The organism is Pontibacter lucknowensis (assembly GCF_900156415.1).
GTDB lineage: Bacteria > Bacteroidota > Bacteroidia > Cytophagales > Hymenobacteraceae > Pontibacter > Pontibacter lucknowensis.
Genome location: NZ_FTNM01000004.1, coordinates 148,664 through 161,689 on the forward strand (window position 1 = coordinate 148,664; position 13,026 = coordinate 161,689).

At 49.1% G+C, this 13,026-nt stretch carries 13 protein-coding genes and 2 tRNA genes; 5 read left to right on the top strand and 10 right to left on the bottom strand.

Translation table 11 applies throughout. The annotated features are described in order from the left end of the window. Positions 1-34: 34 nt before the first annotated feature. The 5 genes from BW972_RS13730 to BW972_RS13750 are packed head-to-tail and all read right to left on the bottom strand — an operon-like array spanning position 35 to position 4,114. Positions 35-1,405: an ATP-binding protein gene (locus BW972_RS13730; protein ID WP_076422555.1), complete on the bottom strand. Its 1,371-nt coding sequence runs from the start codon at positions 1,403-1,405 to the stop codon at positions 35-37. A gap of 3 nt (positions 1,406-1,408) precedes the next feature. Next, on the bottom strand, positions 1,409-2,440 hold the full coding sequence (locus tag BW972_RS13735; RefSeq protein WP_076422556.1) for a PP2C family protein-serine/threonine phosphatase: 1,032 nt from the start codon (positions 2,438-2,440) through the stop codon (positions 1,409-1,411). Next, positions 2,430-2,834 carry an anti-sigma regulatory factor gene (locus BW972_RS13740; protein WP_007652439.1) on the bottom strand — a complete coding sequence of 135 codons (405 nt, stop codon included), beginning with the start codon at positions 2,832-2,834 and terminating at the stop codon, positions 2,430-2,432. The genes BW972_RS13735 and BW972_RS13740 overlap by 11 nt, the downstream gene beginning before the upstream one ends. Further along, positions 2,827-3,237 carry an STAS domain-containing protein gene (locus BW972_RS13745; RefSeq protein ID WP_007652438.1) on the bottom strand — a complete coding sequence of 137 codons (411 nt, stop codon included), beginning with the start codon at positions 3,235-3,237 and terminating at the stop codon, positions 2,827-2,829. The genes BW972_RS13740 and BW972_RS13745 overlap by 8 nt, the downstream gene beginning before the upstream one ends. A gap of 4 nt (positions 3,238-3,241) precedes the next feature. Further along, positions 3,242-4,114: an STAS domain-containing protein gene (locus BW972_RS13750; protein ID WP_007652437.1), complete on the bottom strand. Its 873-nt coding sequence runs from the start codon at positions 4,112-4,114 to the stop codon at positions 3,242-3,244. 184 nt (positions 4,115-4,298) lie between these two features. Here BW972_RS13750 and BW972_RS13755 point away from each other — a divergent pair, with 184 nt between their 5' ends. Continuing rightward, positions 4,299-4,850: a DUF4136 domain-containing protein gene (locus BW972_RS13755; protein WP_040573402.1), complete on the top strand. Its 552-nt coding sequence runs from the start codon at positions 4,299-4,301 to the stop codon at positions 4,848-4,850. Between the two features lie 60 nt (positions 4,851-4,910). On the opposite strand, the gene BW972_RS13760 is transcribed toward BW972_RS13755, so the two are convergent. The 3 genes from BW972_RS13760 to BW972_RS13770 form a co-directional block, all read right to left on the bottom strand. Continuing rightward, positions 4,911-4,984: transfer RNA gene (locus BW972_RS13760), tRNA-Pro, on the bottom strand. A gap of 114 nt (positions 4,985-5,098) precedes the next feature. Continuing rightward, the gene (locus BW972_RS13765) at positions 5,099-6,364 is read right to left on the bottom strand and encodes an APC family permease (RefSeq protein WP_076422557.1); all 1,266 of its coding nucleotides are present in this window, start codon (positions 6,362-6,364) and stop codon (positions 5,099-5,101) included. A gap of 364 nt (positions 6,365-6,728) precedes the next feature. Further along, positions 6,729-6,802, bottom strand: a tRNA-Arg gene (locus tag BW972_RS13770). Between the two features lie 191 nt (positions 6,803-6,993). Here BW972_RS13770 and BW972_RS13775 point away from each other — a divergent pair. Further along, positions 6,994-7,410, top strand: a complete 417-nt coding sequence (locus tag BW972_RS13775; RefSeq protein ID WP_007652433.1) for an organic hydroperoxide resistance protein — start codon at positions 6,994-6,996, stop codon at positions 7,408-7,410. A 55-nt stretch (positions 7,411-7,465) separates the two neighbouring features. Here BW972_RS13775 and sucC read toward each other — a convergent pair whose 3' ends face one another. Both sucC and BW972_RS13785 read right to left on the bottom strand, forming a co-directional pair. Further along, positions 7,466-8,668 carry an ADP-forming succinate--CoA ligase subunit beta gene (sucC, locus tag BW972_RS13780; protein ID WP_076422558.1) on the bottom strand — a complete coding sequence of 401 codons (1,203 nt, stop codon included), beginning with the start codon at positions 8,666-8,668 and terminating at the stop codon, positions 7,466-7,468. A gap of 218 nt (positions 8,669-8,886) precedes the next feature. Then, positions 8,887-9,423 (bottom strand): SRPBCC family protein, encoded by a 537-nt coding sequence (locus BW972_RS13785; protein WP_076422559.1) that lies wholly within the window; start codon positions 9,421-9,423, stop codon positions 8,887-8,889. A 563-nt stretch (positions 9,424-9,986) separates the two neighbouring features. On the opposite strand from BW972_RS13785, the gene BW972_RS13790 reads away from it, so the two are divergent. From BW972_RS13790 to BW972_RS13800, 3 genes are all read left to right on the top strand, one after another. Then, complete coding sequence (locus tag BW972_RS13790; protein ID WP_076422560.1) at positions 9,987-11,069, top strand: AI-2E family transporter; 1,083 nt, start codon at positions 9,987-9,989, stop codon at positions 11,067-11,069. Between the two features lie 112 nt (positions 11,070-11,181). Continuing rightward, positions 11,182-11,847, top strand: a complete 666-nt coding sequence (locus BW972_RS13795) for an ABC transporter ATP-binding protein (protein ID WP_076422561.1) — start codon at positions 11,182-11,184, stop codon at positions 11,845-11,847. 295 nt (positions 11,848-12,142) lie between these two features. Beyond that, entirely contained in the window at positions 12,143-12,943 is an 801-nt protein-coding gene (locus BW972_RS13800) for a hypothetical protein (protein ID WP_234986386.1), read from the top strand. Positions 12,944-13,026: the final 83 nt, after the last annotated feature.

The following is a 13,026-nucleotide window of genomic DNA, read 5'->3' on the forward strand; positions in this document are numbered from 1 at the left end:
GCCTGTATACCGCAAAGTATACAGGCTTTCTTGTTTATTCGGCTTCTTCCGGTTCAGTGACGATTTCGCTGGCTGGCCACGAGAATACGAAGCGAGTGCCCCGCCCTGTTGACTCTACCCATACGTCACCCTGTTTTTCTTCCAGTATGCGCTTCACAATAGCCAGGCCCAAACCCGAACTGTCGGGGCGTGTCAGGTTGTGGCCGAGTGCTTCGTATTTTCTGAATATCTGCTCCTGATCTTCGGGGGCTATACCTGGGCCATTGTCCTGCACGGCTATGTAAATAAAATCAGACTTCAAATCATACTGTACTGCTATCTCGGCTTCTTCGGGTCTGTCGTGGTACTTTACGGCATTACCCAGCAGGTTGCTGAATATTTGGTACAGGTAGATCTCTTGGGTATAGAGCGTGGGCAGGTTTTCCGGGAATATGATTTTGAAAGTCGCTGGTACATAAAGCGATTCCAACACCTTTTGCAGCACAGACCGCAGGGGTACAATCTGGCGGTGCAGGCTGTGGTGGCCGGCAAGTGAATAGGCCAGTATACCTGTGATCAGTTTGTCCATTTTGCTTGCCTGCTCACGCAGCATCGGCAGCAGAGAAGCGGCGTCTTCGCTATTGCCGTTCCGCAAACTGTTTTCCATGAAATTGATAATGCCCCCAATGTTCTGCAAAGGAGCACGCAGGTCGTGCGATACGGTATGGGCAAAGGCATCCAGGTCTGCGTTGGCTTGCTGTAGTTCCAGGTTGCGGCGCTCTCGCTCCTCCGAGAGTGACTGAATTTCGAAGTTGGACTGCTGCAGCTGCAGGTTCAGCCTTCTGATTTCCTGTAGTTGCTGCTCTGCCTCCAGATTGCGCAGTCGCAGCTTCTCCAGCAATTCAAGCTGCTGCATGTTCTGCTTTTTGATCTCTGCATAAGGGGATATTCCTTCTTCGTCGTTAAACTCGCGCAGCCAAAGTTCTTGCAGGCTTTTGGTAAACACTGGGGACTGGGCCGGAATGCGCTTGCGAAGGGTGACGCTGGTACCTTGCTCGTGCTCAGACTTGATGTCGAAAAAATCGACCAGCTTGCGTGAGTTTACAATGCCCATGCCGCGGCCTGTGACATTGCTTCCGTAGCTGGCCCGTTCATAGATTTGATCCAGGTTCCCAATGCCTCTTCCTCGGTCCGACACTTTGGCCTCCAAGTAATTGTGTCCTTTCTCCTCGATAATGCCAAACTGAATAGTCCCGTTGCCGACATGCTCCACCACATTGCGGCATATTTCCGATACGGCCGTCGCAAACTTGGTTTGGTTGGCCTGCGCCATACCTGTTTTTTCAGATAGCTGCATTGCCCGCTTGTAGGCCAGCACTACATCCAGTTCATTGGAAATATTTATTTTAAGAAGACTCTTCGGCATGCGCTATGGCTTTGCTTTACATACAAGAACGAGCGTATCATCAGTCTGTCGGCTATGGTCTTTGTAAAGTACAGCCGCAATAGTGGTAGGTAAGTGCCGGCTCAAATTAGGGTAGCGGCTCAGGTCCCAGCGTGATTTCAGTCCGTCGCTGTGCACAATCAGTATCTTGTTACGGTTCCAATCGAGGTGCTGGTTATTGAAAGTCCCCGGGATATTGTGCCCGAGTATACCGTTGTACGAAATCACATTCTTATAAGGCATGTTGCCCAGCGGGCTTTCCGTAGAGTAAAGTTTACCGGCTATGTTGCCAATGCCGCAGTAACTGAACTTGTTCTGACTGAGATCGATGTTGGCTGCAAAACCTACTGCGCCTCGTGTGCGTCGGATGCTCGTATGGATGACCTGCAAGGCCAAAGCTGGGTCGGGTATCGGTTTGTCACAGTACGTCTTAACGGCCAGCTGTGCAGCCTCCTGCGCATGTGTGCCATGCCCAAGCCCATCGAGTGCCAGCAGGTAAGCTCCCCGTTCATGATGAATGACTGCATACCCATCGCCACAGTCTATCTCTTTCGGTTTGGGTACCATGATGTTGCCGATGTCGTAGCGCCGGACAGGAGGTATAGATCGGTTCGATTTGTATACCTGCGCTAAGATCACAGTGCCAACCTGGGGCAGTGAGTAGATATCGAACACATCAGACTGCCGCTGAATGGCCCCGAGACCTTCACCTGCCGACCCGAATGTGGACACGCCATCCTCCAGCATGCGACCGGGATCGCTCATACCGGGCCCGTTGTCCAGACATATGATCTCAATGCCATAAATAGGTTTGCCGATGGCCTTAACCAGCAGCTCTCCACCGTGCGTCGTGTGCTTTTCCAGGTTGGAGAGCATCTCCGACACAATAATGTTGACTTTGCCTACAGCACCTTCCGGTAAGGCAAAGCTTTCAGCAAGTCGGGTGATGTCTTTTTTGGTGAGGCTAGCGTAGCTGCGGTCAGGTACTACGAAGCGGTAATGTTGATTAACGTCCATGTTTCCAGTGGATGACAGTAACAGTTGTGCCTTCTCCCGGATTACTCTTAAGGTCGAATTCGTTGACTAATCGTTTAGCGCCGGGCAGACCAAGACCAAGGCTTCTGCCAGTAGAGAAGCCGTCGCGCATGGCTAAAGCTATGTCGGCTATACCTGGACCTTCGTCTTTGAAGGTAAGTCTTACGCCGGTTTTGGCATTGTGGCTGATTATTTCGAGGATTACTTTGCCGCCGCTGGCGTACTTGAGCATGTTACGCACCAGTTCGCTTGCTGCAGTAATCAGTTTCGTCTGGTTCACTAAGCTCATACCGATGCGCGTGCTAAACTCCCGGACGCGGTTCCGAAAGGGGACCACATCCTGTTCCCGCACGATCTCCATCGTGTCTTTAGTCATTACGATCATTCTGATCTTCCTCCTCTTCCTCGTCCTGCTCTAGGTTACCGATCAGTTTTGTGTTGAGCAGCTCCATGCCTTTTTCCACGTTCAGGGCAGTGTGTACACCCTGCAGTGTCAAGCCTAGTTCTACAAGTGTGATGGCCACAGCAGGCTGCATACCCACCACCACTGTTTCAGCATCCATGATGCGCGACATGGAGGCAATGTTGCCTAAGATGCGACCCATGAAAGAGTCGACAATGCTGACGGCTGAAATGTCGATCAGTACACCCCGTGCTCCCGTCTGGCTTACCATGTTGATCAGGTCGTTCTCCAATGTCAGGGCCAGCCTGTCGTAGAGGTCGATCTGAATGGTAACCAGCAGGAAAGGGCCCATTTTGAGTATTGGTATCCTTTCCATAGTGTTAGCGCATTATGTTTAAGCCTTTATTTTTATCGTTGCGGCGCACTTCGAGGTTCGTCATGCTGAAGGCAAGCTGCAATGCGCTAGCTAGGCTGGCTTTTGTTTTGATGTTAGACAGGTCGATGCCCAGATGCACGATTGTTTGCGCTATTTCAGCACGTATACCACTAATGATGCACTCAGCACCCATCAGGCGGGTCGCACTTACCGTTTTGATCAGGTGTTGTGCTACCAACGAGTCAACGGCAGGTACTCCGGAAATGTCGAGAATGGCGATGTTGCTGCCTGTATTCACGATTTCCTGCAACAGGTTTTCCATCACGATTTGGGTGCGGGCGCTGTCCAAGGTGCCTATAATCGGTAGGGCCAGTATACCGTCCCATACACGAATTACCGGCGTCGATATCTCACTGATTTCGTCTGTTTGACGCAGGATAACTTCTTCGCGACCTTTGATAAACGTCTCGAAAGTAACGATGCTCAGGTTGTCAAGCAGCGTGTTGAGCTGCATAATCTCCATGTAGAGCGTGCTGGTGTCATCCTGACGCTGCTCAACCAGTACTTCAATCAATGCCTGCTTCAGGCTTAGCACATAGGTTCCGGTTTCACGCGGACTAAATCCCTGTCTTGCTCTGGTAATAGAAATATCGCGGAGCGTGTCAGTTACCTGCTCAAACTCCGTGTCGTAGATGTTATCGTGATTTCCTTTAGAAACTGCTCTGAGCAGACCGTCGAGCATCTCTTTTGATTGACGCTGTAGTTCATCACTTGTCATCAGATCATCACGGAGTGACGCATCCGACAATTGATTTTGCATCCACTTTTCCAGGATGCGTTCCTTGTTTTTTTCGAGTACTTGTGCCGTTGTGTTCATGGAGGGCAAAACGTAGCTTGTGGACGTATGGTTTAAACGATGCTGATATTTTACATCGCGGAATAGTTGTAGTAGCAGGTTAGGTGCTAAGTTAAATATAAAAATCGCAATCAACGCATACTTCTCAGATTACTGCTCACGTATATAGATTATTTCCTGTGTGATGATCTAAGAACTTTCGGAAATGAGAAAACTAATATTAAGTACTGCTTGTCTTTTGCTCTGGCTGTTCACGGGGTGTAGCTCTTCCACCAGTATCCACTCTGAGCCGGCACCCGGTTTCGGTTTGAGCACTTACCGTCAGTTTGCCTTCATGGATGTAGATACCGACTTAGAGAAGACGGGACGAGATTATCAGGGGCATGTACACTTCCTGAAGCAGGAATTGGCCCGACAGCTGGAACTTCGCGGCCTGAAGCAGGCACCGACGACAGAAGAAGCCGACCTCCTCATCAACCTGGGTATAGTGGTAGACAGGCAGGTACAAACCAGGGAAACGGATATCATATCTGACCCGCCCCGCTACATAGGACAGCGACGCTATACCTGGCAGAGCAGGGAGGTAGAAGTCGGGCGCTACAGCGTGGGCACGGTATCGGTACACTTGGTTGATCCGGTGCAGAACGAACTGGTATGGCAGGGTACGGCTGAGCGTGTTATTTCTGATAAACCTGAAAAACTGCGGGAGCAGATTGAGAAAGGTATAGAAAGGCTGGTGAGTGAAATTCCATCCTAAGTAGCTTCAGCCTATACTAGAAAAGAGAAGCCTTCTATAGCATAGAAGGCTTCTCTTTCGTCGGAGTGGCGGGATTCGAACCCACGACCTCCAGCACCCCATGCTGGCGCGATACCAGGCTACGCTACACCCCGAAAATTTTATGCAACATAGCAAAAACGCTGCATTGCTGCAATACTGTTTCAGGCATTATAGTTTCATTTCTTTTGCAGGAGTTATGCCTGAGCTCAAAAGTATTTTAATGCAAATCACTTATCGTATACTTTGTGAAAAACGAACCGAAGTGCAAAGCCGAACCCAAGCAGGCCTATGCCTGAAAGAATCACTGCTAAAGGTAAAGATACAGACATAGCTAGGCAGCCAATCAAACCCAGCACAGGAATAATTTTACCATACAACTGTTCGTCGGCAGGTTGGCGCAGGGCGGCTATATTGGTAATGCTGTAGTAGAGCAGAATTGTGAAGGAAGCCGAGCGCAGAATAAATTCAAAGGAGCCCGCGATTGTGAGCAAAAGAATGATGGCCCCTGTAAGGAAAATGCCCACGTGCGGTACCCGGTAACGGGCATGCACGCGCTCAAATACAGGCGGTAAATCATGGCGGCGGCCCATAGCCAGCAGCATCCGGCTTATACCTAATATCTGACTCAGCAGTACGCCGAGCATGGCGGTGGATGCACCCAAAGTGATGATAGGTCGAATGGCAGGAGTGTTGAGCGAAGCGGCAGCCACCTGTAGCGGCGATTTGCTACCTGCCATGCTTTCTGTCCCGATCACGCCTACCGCTACCAGCGACACAGCCGCATACAATAATATAGCCGAAACAATGGTGATGATAACGGCGCGGGGAATTGTTTTGTGTGGTTCCTGTACTTCTTCGGCCAGCGTGGCAATGCGGGCATATCCAGTGAAGGCAAAAAAGAGCAATGCCGAAGCTTCTGCTATACCTGCCATACCAAATGGCGCAAAAGGCTGAAAGTTTTCCTGTTCCATAGCAGGCGCTCCGCTGAAAACCAGGTATAGTAAGGCAAGCAGGGTGAAGGATACGATCGCCAGGTTCAGCATACCGGCTTTCTTAATTCCGAAGTAATTGGCAAGCGTCAGGAACACCACAGCCGCCAGTGAGAGCGCAAGGGGAGAGTGGACCGGAACAAGCTGGTAAAAGTAGCTCCCAAACCCAATGGCCACGACCCCTGCCGCCGAAAGCTTACTGATCAGGAACATCCATCCGGCCGAAAAGCCAAAAGCCGGGTTTAGCAATCGGTAACCGTACTCGTAAGTGCCACCCGACTGTGGGTATATCGCCGCCAGTTGTGCTGAAGACAGGCCATTGAAGGCAGCGATGATTCCGGCAAAAAGTAACCCGACAAGGAAAGCCGGACCGGCTATACCTGCGGCCACACCTGTCACCACAAATATACCCGCACCTATTATCGCGCCCAAGCCGACACCCACTGCGTCTTTCAGCGTGAGTGCGCGCAACAGTTCATGCTGCTGTGGACCTGGTTTTTTCATAGGCTCTTCCAAGGGTTATAATTTTCTGTCCTACAAAGTTCTGTCAACTGGCTTGATTTCTTAACTTTGGTATTCTATGTTTTTCTCTGATCACTCCAAATGTGATCTTACCATTTTACTTTAAAAAGTGTTAAAAGCGCTTCTCTATATACTAGTAGTAACAGGCTTTGCCTACTTCTTATTTTACCCGATCCTGAAGCGATACATTAGCAGGAAGAGGCTTTTCAGATGGTTGCTCCTGATCTATGTCATCGCACTTGCTATCTCTTCTGTAAATAGCTATTTCCTATAGCGGCACTCAATTCTGTATTCAACAAAAAAACGCCAGCCACTTCTGCAGTAGCTGGCGCTCTAAATTGTAATGTGCACCCGAGAGGATTCGAACCCCTAACCCTCGGAGCCGAAATCCGATATTCTATCCAGTTGAACTACGGGTGCTCTCCGTGTTGCAAAAATAGGAACAATGCGCTAAAAAGGAAATTTTAGGATCAATAATTATAATTCAGAAAAGCAGATCCAGCAGGTTTAGCATTGATATAAATACATAATTAGTTCATACCTAAAACAATATGGATAAATTGGGAGTTACTAAATAATACTTAGGATCAAGCAAACAGAATCAGAAAGCTATGGAAAAAGTATATACGGCAGAGGTAACTGCTACAGGAGGCCGCCGAGGCCATGTGACGTCGTCTGACGGAGTTATTGATATGCCACTCTCATTACCTGAGGGCTTGGGAGGGGAGAAGGGAAAGTCCAACCCAGAGCAGTTATTTGCGGCGGGCTATGCGGCCTGCTTCCAAAGCGCTTTACTGCTGGTTGCCGGTAAGCATCACATCCGCCTTAATCCCGAATCTACTGTGAAAGCACATGTGGATCTGCTCAAGTCAGAAGAAGGTAAATACGGACTGGGAGTGAAGCTGGAGGTGCACTTGCAGGGACTTGAAAAGGACAAAGCAAAAGAGCTCGTGGACGAAGCACATGAGGTATGCCCCTACTCGATCGGTACGCGGGGCAACATCAATGTAGAGTTAGAGATTGTATAAAAACAGAAAGGGCTGCCAGTGATGGCAGCCCTTTCTGTTTTATGTGCTATAGGAATTAAGCTCTTACTTCAGCCAATACCTGCTTCACTTTCTCAGCAGCTTCTTTCAATGCTACGGCAGAGTATACTTTCAGGCCAGACTCGTCGATAATGCGGGCGCCTTCTTCGGCGTTGGTTCCCTGCAGACGAACGATGATTGGCACGCTGATGTCACCGATGTTCTTGTAAGCCTCCACTACACCATTGGCAACACGGTCGCAACGAACGATACCGCCGAAGATGTTGATCAGGATAGCCTTCACGTTCGGGTCTTTCAGGATGATGCGGAAACCAGCCTCAACCGTCTGTGCGTTTGCCCCACCCCCTACGTCCAGGAAGTTAGCAGGCTCACCGCCAGAAAGCTTGATGATGTCCATGGTTGCCATCGCAAGGCCGGCACCATTTACCATACAGCCAACGTTACCGTCCAGCTTCACATAGTTCAGGTTCGACTCGCTTGCCTCTACTTCCAACGGATCTTCTTCCGTGATGTCGCGCAGGGCAGCCAGGTTCTTGTGACGGAACAGGGCGTTGTCATCCAGGTCAACTTTCGCGTCAACAGCCAGAATCTTGTTGTCTGAAGTTTTCAACACAGGGTTGATCTCAAACATAGAAGAGTCTGTCTCCACATAAGCTTTATAAAGGTTGGTGATGAACTTCACCATCTCTTTGAAAGCCTCGCCTTGCAGACCGAATGCAAAAGCTATTTTATTTGCCTGGAATGGACGCAAGCCGATAGCCGGGTCGATCCACTCTTTGATAATCTTCTCAGGAGTTTTCTCAGCCACCTCTTCGATGTCCATACCACCTTCAGTAGAGGCCATGATCACGTTGCGGCCTTTGGCGCGGTCCAGCAGGATGCTCAGGTAGTACTCCTTCGGATCAGATTCGCCAGGGTAGTATACGTCCTGCGCTACAAGTACTTTCTGTACCAGTTTGCCCTCAGGACCAGTTTGGTGCGTTACCAGGGTCATGCCCAGGATGTCGTTTGCGATCTGCTTCACCTGATCCAGGTTCTTCGCCAGTTTCACGCCACCGCCTTTACCACGGCCACCCGCATGAATTTGCGCTTTGATCACGTGCCAGCCTGTACCGGTTTCCTCGGTCAGTTTCATTGCCGCTTTTACAGCCTGGTCTGGCGTATCTGCCACGATGCCCTCCTGTATGCGAACGCCGTAGCTTTTCAGAATTTCTTTAGCCTGATATTCGTGTATGTTCATGCTTTCAATTTAATGGTCGCACGAAAGTAATCGTTTATCGGCTTAAATTCAAGTAATAGGTTTTTAAAATATAAACGGAAGTGCACAGTGCTATGGCTGGCCAAGACGCTACATGCTATCAGACGGGATCCACAGGTGCAGCCTTGTAAGCAATTACATACCTAAATGAAGAGAGTTGTCTAATGTTCGGGGATTATCCTACTCATGTGCACCTGGGGTCAGGCATGCGCTAACACTTGCCTGTCAGGTTTAGACTGATAAGACCGGGGAGTGTCAGAATACCCTTTTAATACAGATTTCCACCTGCCTGTCTCAGCAAAATGTTTAATTACTCTATTTTTCTTCTGGAGCAGAGCGGTAATATATTTTTGCAGAAACAGTCTATCTAACATGATTCCCAACGCTCCGAAAGGAGATGTGTAATTAAAGACATCAACCATGATGGAGCCTTCAGCAGTTTCCTTAAAATAGCGTTCGTGCTTGAATTTTATAAAGGAACGCTTTTCCATCTCTTCGGCGAAGTAGCGGGGCTGATCAAAAATCGTGATCCGGCTGGTTATGTTAAGCCAAAGGAAAAAATGCTTCGCTCTCCACGTAACTGTTTCGTTGTAGCCTATCAGACCAGTTGTAACACCGGCAATGGCTTGCTGGCCGGAATGACGAGTCGAGATAGCGTGCAGGTCTATACTTCTGGATAAGTCGAAGCAAATGGGTATTGGGGCATCGATAACCGTTTCTAATGTGATAGTAGGCATAAGGTACAACGTGTATAATGTATACTGCTTCGTAAAATCTCCTTTACCTTATCTGGTCTCTGCAGACAGAGGATAGCGATTGCAAGCGTAAACTGAAATTAGGCAACCTGGTAGGTTCATCCAGTTTTTGGCAATGCACTCTAATGCAGTGGAGGCGATTAGAATATGTAAATATAACTATTCTTTTATAATGATTGCTATGATTTTCACTGTTTGTGCTTTATACCTTGTGCCAATTAAGGACGAACCTTCTTTTCTATCAGCAAAGAGGATAGGGTGGCAGGCCGGATTTTATAAGCTGTAGTACTTGTCAACTCAGTTTAGCAGCTTTTTCCTTCTCAGGAACCTTGTGTTGCTGCCATACCTCTGCTTAGGAAATTATGATGCTATGTATAAAGTTGCGTTTATCGGAAACAGATAATTGCAATGTTTTTACTATTGTGAGCAATGCTGGTGTGTTCATAAATAAAGATTCCTAAATGATTGCTTTGCAACGATGGATATAGTTTCTGAGTAATATACATAATCCGATATGGATACATTGCATTCCTCAGAAACGCTACATGCAAGACATCTACACATATGCTCGCCGAATTGCACTGGCCGCTTTTATTTTCTTTCTGGTGGCGGCAGCCTTTTACCTGTTCATACAGCTCACGCATTTTCTACTGCTGGTGTTCGCAGGTATACTGCTGGCGGTGCTTTTCACGAGCCTGTCAGAGTGGGTGAGCGCTAAAACAGGCTTCGGAAGGGGGCTTAGCCTGACTATTGTAACTATTTTACTTTTTGGGATGCTGGTCGGACTGGGCTTTATTGTGGCGCCCACGGTCGGGGAGCAGGTCAATGAAATGGGCGATTCCATACCTCAGGCCTGGGAAGATCTGAAAGATAAACTGCGGGAGACCACATGGGGCGAGCAGGTGCTCCACGAGGTGGAAAATGGAACGGGCAAGATGATACCGGAGTCTAAAGCCATCTTCTCTCGCGTCACCAATATGTTCACTTCCACGCTGAGCATTTTTACTGACTTACTGATCGTTCTGATCACAGGCTTGTTTCTGGCGGCAAACCCGCTGCTCTACACCAAAGGCTTTGTGAAGCTCTTTCCGGTCATGAGGCGCAACCGGGTATACGAGGTGCTCAGCCTGTGCTACGATACCCTGCGGCAGTGGCTTTGGGGCATGTTTCTGGCCATGTGCCTTATTGGAGTGACAGTATGGCTGGGCTTTACGATCATAGGGCTGGAACTGGCACTGCTGATGGCGCTGCTGGCTTTTTTCTTTGCTTTTATTCCGAACATAGGGCCTATCATAGCGGGGGTGCCACCCATCCTGCTGGGCTTGCTGGACAGTCCGCAGATGGCGCTGCAGGTACTCCTGGTCTACAGTATCATTCAGGGTATAGAAGGCTATGTGCTGACGCCTCTTATCTTTCAGAAAACAGTGGCACTGCCTCCGGCGCTATTGCTGTTCTTCCAGGTGCTGCTGGGCATCGTGCAGGGTGGGCTGGGACTTTTTCTGGCAGCACCGTTGCTGGCAGTCGTCATGGTGATCGTGCAGGAAGTATACATCAAGGATGTCCTCGAACGGCCTGATTCAACTAAGGCAGCTGGTGCCGGGGGCAGTACAGGCACAGCAAGCCCCTAGATCCGGTCGTACCGGAAGGCTGAAGCTAAATTTTGGGGAGCAGGTACCGCACTTATACCTTTTGTTTTGTAGCTTTGGAAGGTCCAACACTTTCAAACCAATTCGTTAAGCTGTGCTGCAGGTAGTCAACGTTCACAAAAAATACGGTTCGCTAGAAGTCCTTAAAGGCATTGACCTGACCATCCATGCCGGAGAAGTCGTTTCTATTGTAGGTGCTTCCGGTGCCGGCAAGAGTACGCTGCTGCACATCCTGGGCACGCTCGACTCAGCTGACAGCGGCGATGTGCTGTTCGATGACAAGAACATTTCCCGCCTCAATCCGACTGAACTGGCACGTTTCCGTAACCGGCACATTGGCTTCATTTTCCAGTTCCATAACCTGCTGCCCGAGTTTACAGCCCTCGAAAATGCCTGCCTGCCGGGCTTTCTGGCCGGTCGTCCGGAGTTGGAGGTGACTGAACGGGCCGCCGAATTGCTGAGTATGCTCAACCTGAGCCACCGCATGCACCACAAGCCCTCCGAAATGTCGGGAGGGGAGCAGCAGCGCACGGCAGTGGCTCGTGCCCTGATCAACTCACCCCGCATCATTTTCGCTGATGAGCCCAGCGGTAACCTCGACTCCAAAAACGCCCAGGAGCTGCACGAGATTTTCTTTAAGCTGCGCGACGAGTTCAACCAGACCTTCGTGATCGTGACGCACAACGAGCAGCTGGCTACCATGGCCGACCGCACCCTGATCATGAAAGACGGCTTGATCGTGCAGGAAGTAAGGGCCTAAGCTATACCTTATCCGCTGTTTACAGTGCTATAAGCGACCATCACCTGGGCGAATATTTCCCATGCCCTCTGTATTGACTGGCTTTCATGTTCACCCGACTATCTCAATTGCAGTTTTCACGTACAATATATCCCCCCTTTGCCTTTTTGTGCTAAAACAGAGGCTGGTTTCGGGGGAAATATACCTGGCTAAAATTATTTTATAAACAACTGATTATCAATTGTTTATAATGGATATTTTTTTAGTTTTTTTGCACCATTTCAGGAGCAGGTATGTTTGATATATATACTAAAACATGAAAACTAACGAAAGTATGAGTCAAGTGAATAAAGAAACAAAAGTGGAGAGAAAGCCGAAGATTGAGAGCTATGATATAGCTAAATCTGATGAGACGCTTCACTTAGCTGTTGACCTGGCTAAGTTTATAAAAGAGAACAGGTTATATCAAAATATACAAGGGAAAGAGTACGTGAACGTAGAAGGCTGGCAGTACGCCGGATCTCGTCTGGGTATCCTGCCGGTAGTAGAGCATGTGGTAAATATCAGCACCGACGAGGAAATTAAATACCAGGCGAAGGTAAACCTGCTAGACCTACGCAGTCAGCAGGTGGTGGGTGCCGGTTTTGCGATTTGCTCCAACAAAGAGCAGGGCAAGAAGTACTACCAGGAATTTGCGATTGCCTCTATGGCGCAGACCCGGGCTATTGGTAAAGCATACCGTAATATTCTGGCTTGGATCATCCGTGCGGCCGGTTACGAACCTACTCCGGTAGAGGAGATGGACTATGCCGGCAACGAATCATCTGCTAAGCCAGCTGTGCCAACCGAGAAGAAAGCAACCATGAAAGCCGCCTCTGCCACTCCTGTGGCTGAGAAGACTGAGGTTGATGAGCAGGTGGCCGGTGTGCGATACGCCTCTGCAAAGCAGAAAGAGGAAATCATCCGACTGCTGAACAACCCGGTAATCACACGCCAGGAGAAAACGAAGATGCTGCTCAACATCAATAGATTTGACGAAGAGCGTGCCGCACAGGCGATCGATAAGCTGAAGAAGGTGATCGAAGACCGTGAAGATGGTCAGTCTGCCGCTGCTTAATTTGAAACATACCGCACTTAAAAACCCGCCTCTATAGAGGCGGGTTTTTTTATACCTGTCGCCGTATTTTTCCAAGTCCTGCC